This window comes from Paenibacillus sp. FSL R5-0517, assembly GCF_037974355.1.
Taxonomy (GTDB): Bacteria; Bacillota; Bacilli; order Paenibacillales; family Paenibacillaceae; genus Paenibacillus.
In genome coordinates this window covers 6,698,222-6,717,702 of the sequence record NZ_CP150235.1, presented here as the reverse complement: position 1 = coordinate 6,717,702, position 19,481 = coordinate 6,698,222, and the positions used below count along the sequence as shown (strand labels likewise).

Annotated in this window: 12 protein-coding genes; 8 read left to right on the top strand and 4 right to left on the bottom strand. The window is 45.4% G+C overall.

Annotated elements, in window-relative coordinates; translation table 11 throughout:
• Positions 1-21: 21 nt before the first annotated feature.
• Positions 22-939: a phosphatidate cytidylyltransferase gene (locus MKX40_RS29960; protein ID WP_124116831.1), complete on the bottom strand. Its 918-nt coding sequence runs from the start codon at positions 937-939 to the stop codon at positions 22-24.
• Between the two features lie 96 nt (positions 940-1,035).
• Here MKX40_RS29960 and MKX40_RS29955 point away from each other — a divergent pair, with 96 nt between their 5' ends.
• The 3 genes from MKX40_RS29955 to MKX40_RS29945 all read left to right on the top strand — a co-directional run bounded on the left by MKX40_RS29955 (position 1,036) and on the right by MKX40_RS29945 (position 4,604).
• Complete coding sequence (locus MKX40_RS29955) at positions 1,036-1,590, top strand: hypothetical protein (protein WP_339238756.1); 555 nt, start codon at positions 1,036-1,038, stop codon at positions 1,588-1,590.
• Positions 1,591-2,111: 521 nt separating this feature from the next.
• Positions 2,112-3,407, top strand: a complete 1,296-nt coding sequence (locus MKX40_RS29950; RefSeq protein ID WP_339238755.1) for an SLC13 family permease — start codon at positions 2,112-2,114, stop codon at positions 3,405-3,407.
• A 30-nt stretch (positions 3,408-3,437) separates the two neighbouring features.
• A complete protein-coding gene (locus MKX40_RS29945) occupies positions 3,438-4,604 on the top strand; it encodes a glycerate kinase (RefSeq protein WP_339238754.1) in 1,167 nt (388 codons plus the stop codon).
• A gap of 135 nt (positions 4,605-4,739) precedes the next feature.
• Here the strand turns inward: MKX40_RS29945 and MKX40_RS29940 are convergent, their stop codons facing one another.
• Positions 4,740-5,786: a sugar diacid recognition domain-containing protein gene (locus MKX40_RS29940; protein ID WP_339238752.1), complete on the bottom strand. Its 1,047-nt coding sequence runs from the start codon at positions 5,784-5,786 to the stop codon at positions 4,740-4,742.
• 455 nt (positions 5,787-6,241) lie between these two features.
• Here MKX40_RS29940 and MKX40_RS29935 point away from each other — a divergent pair, with 455 nt between their 5' ends.
• Together MKX40_RS29935 and MKX40_RS29930 are read left to right on the top strand one after the other, a co-directional pair.
• Positions 6,242-10,270: an S-layer homology domain-containing protein gene (locus MKX40_RS29935; protein WP_339238751.1), complete on the top strand. Its 4,029-nt coding sequence runs from the start codon at positions 6,242-6,244 to the stop codon at positions 10,268-10,270.
• A gap of 358 nt (positions 10,271-10,628) precedes the next feature.
• On the top strand, positions 10,629-14,168 hold the full coding sequence (locus MKX40_RS29930; protein WP_339238750.1) for a DUF4073 domain-containing protein: 3,540 nt from the start codon (positions 10,629-10,631) through the stop codon (positions 14,166-14,168).
• A 141-nt stretch (positions 14,169-14,309) separates the two neighbouring features.
• Here MKX40_RS29930 and MKX40_RS29925 read toward each other — a convergent pair whose 3' ends face one another.
• Positions 14,310-15,029, bottom strand: a complete 720-nt coding sequence (locus MKX40_RS29925; protein ID WP_339238749.1) for a hypothetical protein — start codon at positions 15,027-15,029, stop codon at positions 14,310-14,312.
• A 257-nt stretch (positions 15,030-15,286) separates the two neighbouring features.
• Entirely contained in the window at positions 15,287-15,829 is a 543-nt protein-coding gene (locus MKX40_RS29920; protein WP_339238748.1) for a transcriptional regulator, read from the bottom strand.
• Between the two features lie 198 nt (positions 15,830-16,027).
• Here MKX40_RS29920 and MKX40_RS29915 point away from each other — a divergent pair, with 198 nt between their 5' ends.
• The 3 genes from MKX40_RS29915 to MKX40_RS29905 all read left to right on the top strand — a co-directional run bounded on the left by MKX40_RS29915 (position 16,028) and on the right by MKX40_RS29905 (position 19,462).
• On the top strand, positions 16,028-16,903 hold the full coding sequence (locus MKX40_RS29915) for a sugar ABC transporter permease (protein ID WP_339238747.1): 876 nt from the start codon (positions 16,028-16,030) through the stop codon (positions 16,901-16,903).
• Positions 16,904-16,992: 89 nt separating this feature from the next.
• The gene (locus MKX40_RS29910) at positions 16,993-17,808 is read left to right on the top strand and encodes a carbohydrate ABC transporter permease (protein ID WP_248278243.1); all 816 of its coding nucleotides are present in this window, start codon (positions 16,993-16,995) and stop codon (positions 17,806-17,808) included.
• A gap of 280 nt (positions 17,809-18,088) precedes the next feature.
• Complete coding sequence (locus tag MKX40_RS29905; protein WP_339238746.1) at positions 18,089-19,462, top strand: ABC transporter substrate-binding protein; 1,374 nt, start codon at positions 18,089-18,091, stop codon at positions 19,460-19,462.
• The last annotated feature ends 19 nt before the right edge of the window (positions 19,463-19,481 follow it).

Here is a 19,481-nt window from a genome sequence, read left to right as displayed (position 1 = left end):
TTAGTTCATTTTATATAGTTGCTACATAAAGTCAAAGAAATAACGGACCACGTGGAACATTACCGGAGAGGTGTAGGTCAGGCTGTCGACCCGGCTCAGGTAGCTTTTTTTGAGCGAATCAAACTTGTTGTCATCCCCGATTAACAGATCGCGCTTCAGTACAGACACGGTGAGACTGCCGAAGAATCCGGCCAAACTGATCAGCACCCCGATGAACAGCGAGAATTTCCAATCGAATGGTGTCAGGTAGGGATGGATGAAATAAGACGTAGCTGTCGTTACAATGAACGCACATGCGAACCCCTCCCAGGTGACAAACGGATTGGCGGTAGGTACCACTTTTCGTTTGCCCAGATAGAGAGAGACCAGATAATGCACCACATCGTTAAGCTGTGTTAACACGACCAGGAACAGTACCAGCTTGGACCCATACTCCGGTGTGGCGAACGGGAAATAGGCCAGGTGGCTCAGCCCGAAGACCATCAGCATCAATCCCCATTGTGTGGAGCTGACACTGCGCAGGAATCCGACCGTACCTTTGTTGATCAGGCGCGGCAAGGGAAGCACCAGGAACACATATAGTGGAATAAACACGATAAACATGCCATACCATCCAATGTAGATCCAATAGAACTGAACCGGAATCGCCAGATACGCCCATAGGAACAGCCTGCGGTCGGCTTTGCGTGTACTGCGAATCATGGAGAAGTATTCTTTGAGTGAGAAGAATGCCAATACCATGAGGGAGATCAGGGACACGATGGGGTTGAAAAGGGTAGCGAGGCAGAAGATCACGAACATGCCCCACCAGGTTTTGATTTTTTGGCCGATGCCTGAATAGTCTTTGCTTGGTTGAAGCTTCGCAATCACTTTGTAGACGATATGTATCACAAGTAAAGCTGTGAAGATTAACGTTAGAGTAAAGAGTGAGCTGCTCACGTACCGATCACCTGCTTATTCAAAGTAAGATTCCATTATAGGGCACCTATGTTATTATGAAGGAATAGTGCCAACTTGATAAGGGGAAATTTTGCTATGACAGATGAACGCTCCATCTATATTTTGCTTACGAATACAGGAACGTTGTTTACCAAGGTTATTCAGAGCTATACCCGAGCGCCGTATAATCACGCATCAATCGCATTTGACAAGGAATTATCCGAACTGTACAGCTTCGGTCGCAAGCATCCGAGTAATCCGCTGAACGGCGGGTTTGTGAAGGAAGATATTCAGACAGGTACATACAGCAAGTATCCCAATACCACATGTGTCATATATGAGCTTCAGGTGACGGATCGTGAAGTGGAAAAGATGAAACGTGTGCTGCACATTTTCATCCGCAGTCGCCAGAAATATATGTACAATCTGCTCGGCGTGATTGGCATTACGCTCAAGGAGCCGGTGGAGTTCAGCAACTCCTACTTCTGTTCCCAATTTGTAGCCGAGATTCTACAGCGTTCAGGCATCAAGTTATGGAACAAGCTGCCTGCGCTCGTGACACCGGATGATTTTCGCCAGAGTGAACGATTGCAAATGGTCTATGAAGGGAAATTGAGTGAGTATACGTTGGGGAATGCAGAGCAGGAATAGGGTAGGTGCGTGTGCCGATGCTTGCCAAGGAGTTCAACCATAAACCAGCCTGCTGCCACGAGATGACGAGGCAACAGGCTGTTTGTGTATTTCATATAGATAGTGGTGAGAGCCGATTTCTAAGGAACACAGGACGTCTTATTTGGCCTCTCGGCCCTCTTTTGAAAATGTAAGGAACACGAGACACGTTATTTCCCGCAATCACTTGATGAATACGCTGCAAACGGTTATTTATTCAGGTATAGCGTGTCTCAGGTTCATTAGATTTCTGTGGGCGCTTCAAACCGCTCAATAAGACGCCTCAGATTCTTTAGCGATCCGGTTCAGCTCAGCTTTTGCCCCAACCCCGTGGGTGAGAGGAAGGATTCGATTCGCGGCCGTCCAAGTGCAGTATATCATTTGAAGGGACGAAATTCATTATGCATATGCACAATGAATTTCGTCCTTTCATCAATATTTATTATCGCCTCCAGCAACTATAATGAAAGCGTGTTCAACAAGTGCATGGGGGGCAATTAATAATGGAACCTTTAACAATTAGCTGGATTGGCGCGTTGGCAGGACTGGCTATAGCCATCATTTTGATTTTGAGGAAACTGAATCCGGTCTATTCCTTATTTCTGGGTGCAATTGTAGGCGCTTTAATTGGCGGAGCGAACCTGGATGAGACCGTAAATATACTGGTAAATGGCACTCAAAGTGTTATGGGAACGGTACTCCGTGTATTAGCCGCCGGGGTGCTTGCAGGTGTCATGATGGAATCGGGAGCGGCGGAGACGATAGCGCAGGCGATCGTACGTAAATTTGGCGGAAGCAAAGCGATTCTCGCCTTGGCACTGGCTACGATGATCATTACCGCGGTTGGGGTATTTATCCCCGTAGCCGTGCTGATCGTGGCACCAATTGCATTGTCTGTAGGTAATAAAATGGGCATATCCAAATTGGCCCTACTGCTGGCTTTATCGGGTGGAGGTAAGGCGGGCAACATTATCTCTCCGAACCCCAATACCATTGCAGCAGCACGAGGATTCGATCTTGATCTGAGCAACGTTATGCTGGCAGGCGTAATTCCCGCCATCTGCGGCTTGATTGTAACTGTAATTGTAGCTTCAATGCTCAAGAACAAGGGGGTTATGGTTTCTGACCAGGAAGCCGAACAGGGCGATATAGATACATCGAAGTATCCTCCACTGAGCAAAGCCATTGTTGCTCCGTTGGTAGCGATCATTTTGTTGATGATCAATCCCATCGGCTCTATTACGGGCATTGATGTATTGTCTACTTTCAAAGTGGATGCGATGTACATCCTGCCGATTGCAGGCATCATCGGTATGCTGGCGATGGGGCAAGGCAGAAACATCGTGAAATATACAACCTCAGGATTAAACAAGATGACCGCAACTGTGCTCATTCTAGTAGGTGCAGGCGGAATCGCAGGACTTATCTCTGCTTCAGATCTGTCGGGTCAGGTCGTTGGTCTGATCGAAGCATCCGGAATATCCGGCACCTTCCTCGCACCAATCGCGGGCATTCTGATGGCGGCAGCAACGGCTTCGACATCGACGGGGGTTATCTTGGCAACAGGTTCCTTCGGTGATGCCATCCTGAACATGGGCACAGCACCGCTCGCGGCCGCTGTTATGGTGCACACCGGGGCTACCGTTATCGATTCCCTGCCACAGGGCAATTACTTCCACGTGTCCGCTGACAGCATGAAGATGACAATTCGTCAGCGGATGGGCGTTATTCCATATGAAGCAATTGTAGGTGGCACGATGGCGATCGTCGCAACGATATTGTACGGATTTATCCTTTAATTCTTGAATTTAACGGATGGAGTGAGAGAGATGAGAGATACGGTAGAAAATAGAGGCATGACGTTTGTTCTGGCGCCAGATTCGTTTAAAGAAAGCATGACTGCGAAAGAAGTATGTATCGCGATGGAAAAAGGATTGCGTAAAATATATCCGACCGCAGGATATATTCATGTCCCCATGGCGGATGGTGGAGAAGGCACGGTGCAGTCCCTTGTAGATGCCTCTGGTGGTGTCCTTCACCAGCAAGAGGTGAGTGGACCCTTAGGTCAGACCGTGACTGCCCAGTATGGCATTCTGGGTGACGGAACAACGGCGGCCATAGAGATGGCATCGGCCAGTGGCATACATCTGGTTACCAAGGAAGCCCGAGACCCGCTACGGACGACAACCTATGGAACAGGAGAGTTGATTCGGGCATGTCTGGATCTGGGAATCCGTAAAATGATTATCGGCATTGGTGGCAGTGCAACGAATGATGGTGGTGCTGGTATGGCTGAAGCGCTGGGTGCCAAGTTTCTGGATGCACAGGGTCAACCGCTTGCGCGGGGTGGTGGGGCTTTGAATCAACTTGCTCAGATTGATGTATCCGGTCTGGATGAGCGTTTGAAGGAAGTGGAATTCATTGTCGCCTGTGATGTGACCAATCCGCTCTGCGGGGAGCATGGGGCATCAAGGGTGTTTGGGCCACAAAAGGGGGCTACCCCAGAGATGGTTGAGCAGCTGGATGCGAACCTGTCCCATTATGCAGATGTGGTGAAACAGCAACTGTACAAAGATATCCGTGATATACCAGGTGCCGGAGCGGCTGGCGGATTGGGTGCGGGACTTTTGATTTTTACACAGACAGTGCTACGTAAAGGCATTGAAATTGTCATTGAATATACGGAGTTGAGTGAAAAATTGGTTGCTGCGGATGTGGTATTTACGGGCGAGGGCGGTATTGACTTCCAAACGAAATTTGGTAAGACACCATATGGTGTTGCTCGGGCAGCCAAGGAAGCGGGTAAACCCGTGATTGCCCTTGCAGGCTATGTAGGTGAAGGGATCGACACCCTGTACGCGGAAGGCATTGATGCCATATTTGGTATTGTGCCTGGGGCAGCAGATCTGGAGCGACTATTGCGAGAAGGCCCGGAGAATGTAGAGCGTACAACCGAGAATATTGCCAGGGTGCTGAAACTGGGTCTACTCTCTTAGAACAGTGACGATCGGGATTGTACGGGGAGTTACGCAATCGTATTGGAATGCGATTTAAAAAAGACGGGATACGGATATGCCTGAAATCAGGCGGTCTGTGTCTCGTCTTTTGCTGTTCTGTAAGCTGTTAGGACGTTATTGGTAGAACGCGAGTAGTCCGTGGGTCAGTTCAATGAGTTCCAGCAGATTACGGGGGTCTTTGCCCGTCAGGGTCTGTATGCGTTTGAGCCGATATTGAAGCGTATTGCGGTGAATATTGAGATGGTCCGCTGTTGTGCTCATACTGCCGTTATGGTGGATAAAACTGCGGAGCGTGTCCAGCAGATCGGCTGTATCCTCAAGTTTGCTGATAATATTGGCATGAGGGGTTAGATCAGCTGCGCTGAATCGTACCAGAAAGGGCACATCCTCATACCGAATGATCGGTGTGTCTGGTTGAAGTGACAACAGGATGTTCATCACAGACCGGGCCTGTTCATAACCGGTGGCGATGTTCGCTTCTTTTTGACTAACGGCGATGAATGCTTCGGGTGAAATCTGACTCAAACGCTGAATCATCGGACCAACGTCTGCTTCGTTCTGGATCAGGATGAGCTGTGTATGGTCATCCCCTTCAATAGCGAATGAAGGAACTTGGAGCAATATTCGGTTGATCTCAGTGTCCGCAGCCATGGATTTACTGGGGAAACGGATATATAGAAGAACGGTCGGCAATTGTAGGTCAATGCGGTATTGCAGGGCTTCCTTTTTGACCTTCTGTGAGTAGGAACCGGATTGGTTCAGCAGTCGTTCGATAAAGGCTTTTTTACGTGAAGCTTCATGGGCCATGCTTTCCAATTGATTACGCTGTTCGATCAGGAGAGATACGGTGGTACGCACGATGTTGCAGAAAGGCCGAACTTCATCCGGATGACCGGATATGCCAATGACTCCAACATGCTGCTGATTGAATAGAATCGGTTCATTGGTCCCCATTTTCTCAAGTATGCCATCTTCCCAGACCTCAACCATGCTTCCTGTCGTCAACGCGCGGACGGCGCCCTGATGAACGGTGCCCACACGTTCCTTCTGACCACTTCCAATAATAATGCCGTGCTCATTCATGATGTTGATGTTGTATGGAATGTCCTGCATCATTTTATCTACGATATCCTGTGCCTGTCTCTCCGATAGCTGCAACACCGAAGTTCCACCCCTTCCATTTCATCGTGCAAAATGTACCTCTTCTCTGATGAGAATTCCGCCCGATAACCATATTGTGCATCTGAACGAAATTATAGAGGAATGGTAAGGCTTACACAAGCGAAGTGGCTACAATGGAGAAATTACTCATACCGTTACATAGTTAAAGATCAAAACATCATGACCGACAGCACATTGTATGTGGATGGCGGGTACACTTTGATTTAAGAGTCTGAGTTATATAGGTCCAAAAGAATATGATTTTAAAAATAAAATGATGAAATATGGCGAAAAAAGTTGAGTTCTACCCTGGTTTTGCACTACAGGGTGGATCTTTTTCCTTTTATTATCATTTTTTGTTTAGATTCTGTTTATTGCAGTGCACTACAATAGGCCTTACGTATCAGAGGGATTGAGTTTATATGAAAAAACATGAGACAGGGAGGATCAAGTACATGAATTACAGAAAGCTGATAAGCTGCCTTTTAATTGCGGTTTTGTTATTACAGGTGGTTAGCGTGGGTGGGGTTGCAAGTGCCGCCCCGGTCACACCGTTGGACCAACTTAACCAAATCAGAAGTTCAGATGATGATATCGATGTAGCTATTTCAGATGTTCAAAGTTTGTTGGGGAGCGGCAGTTTAATAGATATGACCGATATCTCCACTACTTATGACCTGTTGAATGATGAACAGAAGAAAGAATTGGCACGAGGAATGATTTTTTTGCTGCCACGGGAAACGGATTATGAGAGTCAAAGCCAAGTTGAGTATGTCTTCTCAGTGTTATATAACTTGTTGAACATCCCTAAGTTTATGAATGAAGATAATGCTCAGGACCTTTTGGATGAGATCTATGGTCTGTTTAGTCAGGCAGAAGACTTTCTACCTTTCGACGAAGCACAGTACATGGTAGAGGCCAGTGTTGGCTACAGCATATTGAGTGGTGCTGATCAGCCAATGTTTAAGAATATTGCTATGTTTGGAGCTTCCATGAACAGATCACAAGTTTCTGTATCTTATGTTTCACAGCTTACTTTAATGAAAACATTAATCGAGGAGTATCGACCCATTAATACTGCCAATGATGTACCAGGCATGGACGAAGCGCTCAATTCCATGATGGTTCATAATCGAATGACCAGAATGTTTAGTGCCATGGACCCCAGTATAGTCGCTTTTCCAGTCCAGATGGAGAAGATGGAAGATATTGAAAATAACAGTCAAAAGAGAGAAGGATTAGCACGGTGGATGATTGATCATAAGCCGCAAAACGGTTATGAAACGGTATCTAAAGTTCAAACTGCGTTTGATGCTTTTTTCGAACCCAATAGTTCAGCCTTGTTGGAGCAATTTAACGATATTAAAGAGAAAAAAGCTCAGGATCCTATTACCGATTTCATCCCAGAAGTAATAGAGCTGCTTAGTAACAAAAATTTCATTGCTACTCCGGATTTCGAATCATTATCTGAAGAAGAACAATCTGACATTGCAAAGTATATGTTAAAGGAGTCAAGCCCACCAGCATCTAATAGATATGAGAGTAAGGAACAAGTCCAATATGTAGTGCAGTTAGCCTTGCAAGCCTTGGAGCTTCCTCACAAAATTGGAGGAACTGACTCCAGAGAAGTCCTTGATGCATTTTTTAATAAACAAGCCGAACGAATACAGCAACAATTCAATGATATAGAAGCAGATCATGAATACTATGAACTTATTCACTATTATCTCGATTCCTCCGAAGTTGAAAGACGTATGGCAGCTTTTAGATATGAGCGTAAACTCACAAAAAATCTTGATATCGCAGAGATACTGAATTATACGCAATCAGCACTGGATGAAACCCCTTTTATTAACAAAGTAGAAACATCAGAAGAAATGTTGAAAAAGTTAATAAATATGTTAGAAATTCAGGGAGATATTGAGAGATATAATTCCGATGAAGACGTGGAGACTCCACTTGGAAAATTCCCGTTGGATGTCAGCAAATTGGATAGTCTCACTTCTGAAGAGCAAGAACAACTGGCAGACTATATGCTTAGCGAGAGACCACTTGGTGGATATGCAAGTTTTGAAGAAATTCAGACTGCATTTAATAAATTTTTCCCTGATGACAACGGAACTGATCCACTGACTGCCTTAAATATTGCAAAAAGCAACTTTGATAGAGATGCTATGCGTGTCGCGATGGAAAACCCGGATCTGGGTATTACTCTGCCGGATGGCTACGGCGCTTTAACCCCGCAGGTTAGAAATTTCATTGCAGGATTCCTGATTCAATATGTAAGTAAAGAGTTCAAAAATAAAGAACAGGTTCAATACATGATTGAACTGGGTGTCCTCGCACAATCGGTTTGGGAGCAAAAGGAACTTGTTACTCTTAAAAACAAGCTAGATGCACTTGCGCAGAAGTTGGCCAATTTGCCGGCATCCTTTAATGATCAACAAAGCGAAGAATATCGTAGTATTGGTCAAGAATACTTGAAACGTACCAACGAAGTAGACAAAAGTGTGTTTGCTTACAGATACTTGTATTCAATAGCCTACGAGAGGTTAGAAGGGAATTACCAAGGGGATATCGTGGAACCTATGGTTGTGTTAGGGCTTTTGACTACGCCATACCAGTCTATCGACAAGGCTACCAAGGTTGATCGAATGGATCAATGGCTTGATTCAGCTATGAATGATTACATTACAGGTGAAGCATTCTTCAACAAATACAAGTTTGATCGTACAGGTGCCCTTGATTTATCCAAAAGAGCAGAGCTGAGTCCTGAAGACCAAAAGGAATTGGCAGAATGGTTACTCACTGAACAAGAAAGCTACGAGACTGTTGAGAATCTACAGTATGTATTTGATCGTTTCTTTACAGCTCCTAATGTGAAGGGGAATGACATCAATAACACCCTAACGGGCTTGGACGACACGATGGAGATTTCCTTTGACAACAAGTTGCACTGGTTGGATCTGGCTAATATTCAGAAACTTGATCTTAGCGGTAACAAAACGGTATGGGTTCGTTACAAAGCAATCAGCGATGAACTGCCAGGCCGCGCCGTGAAGTTTGTCTTTACACAGAACGGAGATAGCAACACTGATAATGGCTCAACACCTAACCCAGGTGGAAGTAGTGGGGGCGGTTCTACGTCTGCACCGGTAACCTCTACACCTGCACCAACAACGAAACAGGAACAGATCGTGGTTGACGTTAATGGGACGAACGGTACCAACTTGACCAAAACACCGATTACCCGTACAACGGAAACCAACGGCACCATTAAAGATTTGGTGAAAATGACCGAAGCGATTGCGAAGGAATCCGTGGAAAAAGCGAAGCAATTGAACATGAACACCGCACGCATCGTGATTCCAGACACCAAAGATGTCGTGTCCGAGACACGGATTGAACTGCCTAAGGCAGCCGTGAAAGAACTGAATGATGGTTCGCTAAAACTCGAAATTTCCACTGAAAATGTAGTGATTTCCGTTCCGACGAATTCCATCGCCGGATTCGATCAAGACCTGTACTTCCGCGTGGTTCCGCTGAAAAAAGAATCGGAACGCAAAGAAGTCGAAGAGCGTGCGAAGAAAGAGCAGCTGATTCAACAGGTTGCTCCGAATGCGAATGTACGCATACTGGCTCGTCCGGTAGAGATCGACACGAATATGCAGAGCCGCGAAGTAACACTTACGTTGCCACTGCGTGACAGTCTACCAACTGACCCGGCTACTCGTCAGCAGGCATTGGATAACCTGGCGATCTACATCGAACACAGTGACGGCACAAAAGAATTGATTCGAGGCAAACTGGTGCAACTGGCTGATAACAGCGAAGGCATTGAGTTCACCGTAACGAAATTCAGTACATTCACGCTCGTTGTTGTGGATGGGCTGAAAGCTTCACAAGGTAAACACCAGCCGTACATCCAAGGTTTCGGTACAGATTTCCGCCCGGATGCATTCGTAACACGTGCACAGATGGCGGCAATGCTGGCTCGCAATCTTCCAACAGAAGCGGCAGGTTCCACTAATAGCGTGAGCTACAAGGATGTATCTGCGACACATTGGGCAACAAGTGAAATTCAAAAAGCGCAGTCCGCAGGTATCATGAACGGCATGAGTAACACTCAATTTGCACCGGAAGGTTCGATTACCCGTGCACAGATGGCTACCATTGCATATCGTTGGATGCAGCAACAATCTACTACTACAGTCGTGAACGGTACAGTAGTCTCCTTCACAGATGTACCCGCAGACCAGTGGGCAGCAGATGCGATTGCATACGTGCAATCGGCTGGCCTGATGGTCGGATATAACGATGGTGCTTTCAAACCAGAAAGTAAGCTGACGCGTGCAGAAGCCGTGAAAGTGCTAAATGTATTGTTCAACCGTACACCACTCACTGGTGCAGTTACATCAACGTTCAGCGATGTACCAGCAACACACTGGGCATATGCAGATATTGAAGCTGCTGCTCAAAAGTAATATTAGTGCAAGATTAAGAAGCTTGGTCTATAGCCTGGTTCTGAATACCTAATAAGATAGAACAGAGAAGATCACCCCAAGTGGTGGTCTTTCTTTGTTCTACTGAAATTCGAAGAAAGGAAATTCCCAACGATATTATTATATCTAATCTCACGTGATGCATTTTTGTAGGTCTTAGATATTACATTTCAATTTAAAGTGTAGAATAATGACGAAAAAAATTTTTTTTCAGCGATATATATATATCTATAAATGGATTTAAAACCTTTTATTTGCTCTAATGTTCAGAATCCGTTCAGAGTTGTGTACTACAATTGGCCTATACTTCATAAAGCGAGATTAGGGAGGAAAGAGAAATATGCAGTACAGAAAAATAATGAGCATGTTGCTCATTTTGGTGTTGGTAGCTCCATGGCTGGCACCAGCAGGAAAGGTTAGTGCAGGCGCCATAGCGCTAACACCTGGTAATAACGGCTTAATTACTGTCAAAAATCTTGACGACAATTCTGTAGAGCTTAGTTGGGAGGATGCTTATTCTGATTACAATCCAGCTTCTGATTTGAGCTATCAGATTTACATGTCTACTAGTCCGGATATAGAAGACATGGAGGATATTGAAGGTGGTCAATCGACAGGTTATTCCTACGGGAATTGGATCTCTGGTTCAACGTCTGATGATGGTATAATTTCTGCTATCGTCTCGTTTTTGCAACCAGACCAAACCTACTTTTTTAATGTAATTGTTCAAGATTCGAATTTCACAACTACGTACCAAATGAAATCTATCAAATTTACTACACCGTTGGGTGAGTTTAATAACGCCATTGGTCAAAATTATGATGCAGCTAAAATAACTGAACTATTCAAAAATGAAAATTTTATTACTACGACGCCGGACTTTGAATCTCTACCCCTGGAAGAACAAAATGCACTGGTAACCTTAGCTGGACATATGAATGAACCTGTTAATGGATATCAGAGTAATCTGGAAGTTCAGTTTTTGGTCGATTATATTCAACAAGGCATTTCCGTAATGAAGGCCGATGAATTGACCGATGTGCAAGAAAGATTGACTGCGTATTACGACAAATCTCTTACTTATGCAACGTCGATTAGTCCTGAATATATGAATATGATTAAACCGATGTTAGATCAATATTATGATGCTTCTGATTTGGAACAGAATGTGCTGGCATTCAAAGTTAAGTTACAACGAATTACTAACAATTCATCCCTTGAAGAATCCGTTATGAATCTTTCTATGGCGTTGAGCCAAATTACTAAGTTCACGAACGCCTCAACACAGAGCGAAATGATTAAAGCACTAACGGAATTATACAACCTTCAACAACAAGCAGAGGAGTTTAAAGGTACAGATAAAGAGACCCTCGTTGGTACATTCCCGCTTAATTTTAGTAAAATGCAAAGCATTTCTTCCGACATGACTGAAATGGAGAAGCTTGCAGACTGGATGCTGCTGAAAAAACCGGGTAATGGCTACGAGACATACAGTAAGGCACAGAAATATTTTGACCAATTTTTTGATACCCCTGCAAAAGGGTCTTTGACACAATTAAACGAAGCTATACTTGCCAAAGATCGGGATGCAATATTATCTCTGTTGAGAAACTCGGATTTGCTGACTCAGTCCGGCTCGTTTGTTGATTTGACTGAAGAAGAGCAAAATACAGTTGCTGCTACATTAGTGCAGTTGATACCTGATTCGAATTCCTATAATGAAGATCAGGTTCAATTTATTGTAGATGCGAGTGCCAAGGTACTTCAAGCGTATCGGTTAGATTATCGTGAAATGGCTTATGAATTGCAGACTTTCTACCAACAGATTTTGTTAGAAGGCCCGGGTCTCTTCTCACAAAAAGATTTTGAACACTTCAAGGCAGCCGCCGATTTTTATCTGGAAGCTAATGAAGCAGATCAACGGATGATTGCTTATATTGCAAAGATGAGTTCTGTCACGATGAACAATGATAGTGCTGTCAGTTTATTATTTATGATATCTGGAGAGCTACCTTCAATTAACCAAGCTGCGTCTGCAAATGAGGCATGGCAGCATTTAACGTTTTACTACATGATGCAAGTGCAGACAGAAATGTATATGAATCAATATCCTGAAGTAATGCTTCAAGAATTCCCGCTGCAACTGAATCGATTAAATGACATATCAGAGGATATGGAGCAGCAGCAAAAACTTGCTGAATGGATGTTTAGTGAACGACCTATTGGAGGATATGAGAAAATTAATGATATTCAAAGAGCATTTGACTTGTTCTTTGCTCCCCCAGCGCCCGATGTTTCCGCTGATGACACGGCCAATGTTGTTGTCGGCGCAGATGAAACGATGGAATACTCCAAAGATCATGGGGCGACTTGGAATAAATTCACCAGTACCGATCGATTTGAGGGTAACCAAACCATTGTGGTTCGTGTAAGAGCCAAAGGCAACACACCGGCATGGAAATGGACAACACTTACGTTTACATCCAATACTCCAACCCCTAACCCGGGTGGAAGCACAGGTGGCGGATCATCTACGTCTGCACCTGTAACATCTACACCTGCACCAACAACGAAACAGGAACAGATCGTGGTTGACGTCAATGGGACGAACGGTACCAACTTGACCAAAACACCGATTACCCGTACAACGGAAACCAACGGCACCATTAAAGATTTGGTGAAAATGACCGAAGCGATTGCGAAGGAATCCGTGGAAAAAGCGAAGCAATTGAACATGAACACCGCACGCATTGTCATTCCAGACACCAAAGATGCCGTGTCCGAGACACGGATTGAACTGCCTAAGGCAGCCGTGAAAGAACTGAATGATGGTTCGCTGAAACTTGAAATTTCTACAGAGAACGTAGTGATCTCCGTTCCGACGAGTTCCATCGCCGGATTCGATCAGGACCTGTACTTCCGTGTGGTTCCGCTGAAGAAAGAATCGGAGCGCAAAGAAGTTGAAGAGCGTGCGAAGAAAGAGCAGCTGATTCAACAGGTCGCTCCGAATGCGAATGTACGCGTACTGGCTCGTCCAGTTGAAATTGAAACCAATATGCAGAGCCGCGAAGTAACACTTACGTTGCCACTGCGTGATAGTCTGCCGACTGATCCGGCTGCTCGTCAGCAAGCATTGGACAACCTGGCGATCTACATTGAACACAGTGACGGCACCAAAGAACTGATGCAAGGGAAACTGGTGCAACTCGCGGATAACAGCGAAGGCATTGAGTTTACCGTGACAAAATTCAGTACATTTACCCTCGTTGTGGTGGATGGGCTAAAAGCTTCACAAAGTACACATCAACCGTATATCCAAGGTTTTGGTGCAGATTTCCGTCCGGATGCATTCGTAACCCGTGCACAGATGGCAGCCATGCTGGCTCGCAATCTTCCAACTAAAGAAGCAGCAACAGGTTCCACTACTAGTGTAAGCTACACGGATGTATCTGCTACGCACTGGGCAACAAGTGAGATTCAAAAGGCTCAATCTGCTGGCATCATGAACGGCATGAGCCACACTCAATTCGCACCGGAAGGTTCGATTACCCGTGCACAGATGGCGACCATTGCGTATCGTTGGATGCAGCAACAATCTACTACTACAGTCGTGAACGGTACAGTGGTCTCGTTCACAGATGTACCCGCAGACCTGTGGGTAGCAGATGCGATTGCTTACGTGCAATCGGCTGGCCTGATGGTCGGATATAACGATGGTACTTTCAAACCAGAAAGTAAGCTGACGCGTGCAGAAGCCGTGAAAGTGCTAAATGTATTGTTCAACCGTACACCACTCACTGGTGCAGTTACATCAACGTTCAGCGATGTACCAGCAACACACTGGGCATATGCAGATATTGAAGCTGCTGCTCAAAAGTAATTTCTGTTACAAAAGCATAGAGCCCAGAATGAAGGGGAAAGAGCAGGTTATCGATAAGATAACCTGCTCTTTTTTTGGTATCTATGAGGTTAAGAGAGAGAGCAAACCTTCAGCAGCCCCTCCCATACTTATTGAGTGATGTTAATTATTGAACATGGGTTCTGTTCGGAGCAAATAGTTACCCCTAACTTCAGCAGCCCAATATGCAAAGACCTCTCTCCATTGAACACTGTTAAAGAATTCCTCAACGGATTGATTCTCGGAGTCCCAATCAACAAATATGTTGAGTGGTGTGATGCCCCCAGCCCAGATTCCATTACTGACATCCGTTCCCGTCTCTCTAACTAATAAGATGGGAATTCCGAATTGAAAAGCCATGGCAGGTTCGATTTGAGAAAAAGTAGAACCTTCCCAGAATGGCGTGCTCGTTGGTGGACCACCCACATTGGATTGAAGAATTTGAACAAAAAATCGTTGGAAGTTGATTGCGAGCAAGCCATAGCTTGAAAAAACCAAGCGGCGGATATTTGTCAGGATATTTTCCGGATATTGTTCACTTACGGGCAATGTGCGTGGGAAGAGTAATGCATCTTCAATTTCTGCAATAAGACGGTTCAGAAATTGTCCTTGTAGGTCATTTACCGTGTTGGTTGTACTCAAAAAAATCGGAATACGAAAAGCGCGATCTACGCATTCATTAATAGCCGAGGATGTGTCCTTTTCATTATGGGTGGGGTTGGGATTCGAGGAGGAAGTCCTTGCGTTACCGCGGACAGGTGGGAGTTCAGATATAATGCTTACGGGAGAAAGTTTTTTCATGGGAATTTGCTGGGTCTTAACCTTATTTTTTGGATTACTCAATGTTCACATCTCCAATACATAAGAATCTGGTTTTTATTTAGTCCCAGTCTATGCATTAGCCCATTTTGTGTTACCGATTGCCCCAATATAGTTGGTGATGTAATCGTTAGTCCGTTGTTTTTGCATTGCTTGTATCAAAAAAACGGCATAGGGCTCGTGTCCATACCGTTTTGGAATGACTTCTTATTCCTATCTTGTCTTTAAGTGCATCTCATTAATGCGATTACTGCACATTATTTGTTTTTCCGAGGAGAACTCTAGTAAAACTTACCGTCCCGCAGCTGATCCACGAATCCTTGTAACCAGACGTAATATTGCTCTGCGTGTTGGAGTTTGTGCAGATCACGCAGGGCATCATCTCGATCTTCAGAAGAGGTATGCTCCGAAAGAATCATTGCCGACAGGTCCGGAATGACCTCACGAATGCCTTCTAACATCACATCCACTTCCCGTTGGAGCTTGGACCCGAAGAAATTTTGAAATGTACGATAAAAGTCGGTCTCAGCCACATACTGATCCTGACGTTCTTTCTTCTCCTCCAGTTTATAGATCATCTGTGACTCCGTAAGTGACCGAACCGCATAGCTCATGTTGCTCTTACTCATATTCATCGAGGTCTTCATCTCTTCAAGTGTCATCGGTCGATCTTCGAAATACATAATGCCGTATAATTTGCCAAACGTATGATTCACCCCATACAGATCCATCGTATTGGCGATGGCCTCAATGACTCTCTCCCTCAGCGCATGCCGATCAGGTAACGAAGGATGATTCGGTTTCCCGTCAGTTTCTTTTCCCACAATGTCACCTCTGGTTTATGATAACGTTTCCACTAGCTGCCTCATATTTTACATGACTTGCTCCAATTTTAACATAAGCCGGAATTAGAATTTTCAATACGAGTGTACAATAAATTTTGTACAGAAGAAATATAAAGCTGATTATACTCAAAAATTCCCAATCATTAAAGAAAAATTGGACAGTAAGGAGTGGGGGATTTGCGTTTAAAACTATGGAGGGAGTCTGAGGCGGTTCTATTCACGCTGCCAGCTCTAATCCCGTTGCTGATCTTCTGGCTGGGACCTCTGGGATATATCGTGTATCTCAGTTTCACCGATTGGGACTTCATGAGCCCGGACAAGTTGTTTATTGGGTTGGACAATTACAGTTATCTGCTGACGAACTCTGAATTCTATCGATCCCTGAAAGTCACCCTGTTATTCGGACTGGGAAGTGTAATCCCAACCATTGTGGGTGGATTGGCGCTTGCGATGCTCATGAATAGCAAGATCAAATCATCCGGCATCTTCCGAACCTTACTCTTCTCACCATGGGTTACCCCGACAGTTGCGGTGTCCATTGCGTGGTCCTGGATCTTCGAGCCCGAAGTGGGACTGGCCAATCTCATGCTGGGCTGGGCCGGTGTATCTCCGATCGGCTGGTTGCGTGACGCGGACTGGGCACTGGTTGCCGTCCTGATCGTTACGCTCTGGAAATCGATTGGGTGGGCGATGGTATTTTATCTGGTTGCACTACGCAATCTACCATCTGATCTGCTCGAAGCAGCTTCAATCGATGGGGCCAACGGTTGGGATAAGTTCAGAAGTATCACGTTGCCGCTGATCTCACCAACGACATTTTTTCTCTCGATTATTCTTACCATCCAGTCCCTGCAAGCCTATGACCAGATTAATGTCATGACGCAAGGTGGACCGGCAGGATCAACGAGAACGTTGCTGTACATGTATTACCAGTCAGCATTCGAATCTTTTAATGTGGGTGAAGCTTCGTCCATCGCCGTTGTGATTATTCTGATCTGTGTGTTGCTGTCGGGTGTATCCTTCCTGCTTGGCAGACGTCTGGTGCACTACTAATGACAATGACATTGCCTAACAAAAAGTCTAAACGGATGAAGCGCAAGGAGTTGCAGAACGTGTCACAACCGAATTTTAAAATAAGTAAAATGATCCGCTATCTGCTGTTGGCCGTTATCGCGCTGGGTACAGCCTTTCCCTTCTATTGGATGGTCATTAGCGGATTCAAAACCAATGATGAGATCTGGCAGTTCCCGCCGACCTTCTGGCCGGAAACGTTCCTATGGAGCAATTATGTGGACGCCTGGAATGCGGCACCCTTTGCCCGTTACATCCTGAACAGTACCGGGGTAGCCTTAGCCATCTGTCTATTTCAGATCGTCAACTCCAGTATGATGGCGTACGCCCTGACACATATGAAATTCCGTCTCAAAGGTGTACTGACATCCCTGATTCTGGTGGGTTATATGATACCAAGTACAGCCGTGTATCTGCCTAGTTACCTGGTGCTTAGCGAACTTAATCTGCTAGATTCCTACACGGGCTTGATTGTATCCAACTGTGTCAGCGTGTTCTCGATCTTCCTGATCCGGCAGGCGTTCATGCAGGTATCTCACGAATTGGTGGAAGCTGGACAGCTCGACGGTGCGTCCCACTTCCGGATTCTCTGGACCATTATCACGCCGCTTGTTCGCTCAAGCTTCGCCGTGATGGTACTGATTACGTTTATTGAACAGTACAACAACTATTTCTGGCCTATGCTCATCACCAAAGACCCTGACTTGCAGCTGGTATCGGCGGGTCTACGCAGTTTCTTTGTAGAAGGCGGGGCATACGGACTTGCTTGGCCACAGATTATGGCTGCGAGTGCCTTCACGATTGCACCCCTACTTATTCTCTTCCTGTTCACCCAGAAGACCATCATGCAGAGCGTGAATATCACGGCAGGTGTGAACAAGAACTGATATTAACTACCTTACTATATAAATTGAAATAAACATTTAGACAAAACGGAGAGGACAGAAATAATCTGAAGAAGCGAAGCGCTCGCCTAAAAGCTTTCTGCAAGAAAGCTACATCGGAAGCATACGCTTATCCCCGGATTTTACCTTTATAAAAAGGAATCAAAAAAATCTGGGGATAACAGCGATCGGAGGGTTGTTCTGTCATTGGAGTGGCTAGTGTAAATATTCTTTAGTTCAATTTATGCAAACTACCATTTCACCTAAAACGGGAGGAACGACAATGAACTGGAGTCAAGCAAGCATGACATGGAAAAAGAGATTGAGGTTGAACTGGAAGGGTGGCATGTCGCTGGTACTCGCGACCAGCTTTGCTCTACTGACCGCTTGTGGAACACAAGCACCCGCAGAATCGGGCACGACGGCTGCTGCCAGTGGAACCGAAGTTCAGGCAAAAGATCCGGTTGAGATCGAGTTCTGGTATGGTCTGGGTGGTAATCTGGGCGATAACATGAAAAAGACGATTGATGCGTTCAACGCCTCACAGAACGAAGTCGTTGTGAAGGGAATTGTACAGGCAGATTACACGGAGACGGAACAGAAGCTGCAAGCAGCGATTGCTTCCAAGAATGTTCCCGCCGCGGTACTTAGCTCCAATATAGACTGGGCACGTAAAGGATATTATGCGCCCATGGATGAGATGATTGCTGCTGATCCGAATTTTAGGAAAGACGACTTCATTCAGACATTCCTGAACCAGGGACAGGTGGATGGTAAGCAATACTTTTTACCAATGTACGGTACAACCCAGATCATGTATTACCGTATGGATACGTTCAAGGAGAATGGGATCGACCCAGCAAGTTTGACGACATGGGAGAAGCTGGCTGAAGCAGCTGCGAAGATGAGCAAGCAAGAGAATGGCAAGACCACCTTCTACGGCTGGGAACCGATGTGGGGTAGCGACAATATGATTGATGCCGTGCTGGGTAAGGGCGGACAGATTATTAGCGACGATGGCAAAACCGTCATGATTGACTCCCCGGAATGGATCGAGACATGGGACCTGTTCCGTAAATGGATCAACGAAGACAGGATTATGGGCATTCATTATGGTGGCCAGGGCTGGGAGTATTGGTACAAAACGATTGATGATGTGATGAAAAATAAAGCAGCAGGTTACACCGGATCCAGTGGGGACCAAGGTGACTTGGACTTCAGCGTAGTCGCTGCAATGCAACAACCAGGCTGGGAAGGTATGGGTGAAGGAAAACCGGTAGCAAGTGCCATATCAGCAGGTATTCCGTCAGCGGCAAGTCCAGAGCAACAACAGGCAGCCTACAAATGGCTTACGTATTTCTCCGAAACTTCGAACACAGCTTCATGGTCCATGAACACCGGATATATTGCAGTGCGTCAATCGGCACAACAAGATCCAGAATTCATGAAGTTCAGTGAGGAGAATCCACAGATCACTGTACCATTGCAACAGGCAGCTCACGCCTCGGCTCCATTCCAGGATCCAACAGGTGGCAAAATCAATGATGCATTAAAAGATGCAGCTGATCAGGTGCAGATCAATAATATGCCAGCCGAACAAGCGCTGAAGGAAGCGAAGGAAAAAGCACAGAAAGAACTGGATCGTGTAACTAAATAATGGTATCGATGAATGGTTT

Coding starts and splice junctions, on each gene's coding strand:
- MKX40_RS29910 (WP_248278243.1), top strand. CDS start 16,993: ATGATCCGCTATCTGCTGTTGGCCGTTATCGCGCTGGGTACAGCCTTT.
- MKX40_RS29950 (WP_339238755.1), top strand. CDS start 2,112: ATGGAACCTTTAACAATTAGCTGGATTGGCGCGTTGGCAGGACTGGCT.
- MKX40_RS29905 (WP_339238746.1), top strand. CDS start 18,089: ATGAACTGGAGTCAAGCAAGCATGACATGGAAAAAGAGATTGAGGTTG.
- MKX40_RS29930 (WP_339238750.1), top strand. CDS start 10,629: ATGCAGTACAGAAAAATAATGAGCATGTTGCTCATTTTGGTGTTGGTA.
- MKX40_RS29945 (WP_339238754.1), top strand. CDS start 3,438: ATGAGAGATACGGTAGAAAATAGAGGCATGACGTTTGTTCTGGCGCCA.
- MKX40_RS29955 (WP_339238756.1), top strand. CDS start 1,036: ATGACAGATGAACGCTCCATCTATATTTTGCTTACGAATACAGGAACG.
- MKX40_RS29935 (WP_339238751.1), top strand. CDS start 6,242: ATGAATTACAGAAAGCTGATAAGCTGCCTTTTAATTGCGGTTTTGTTA.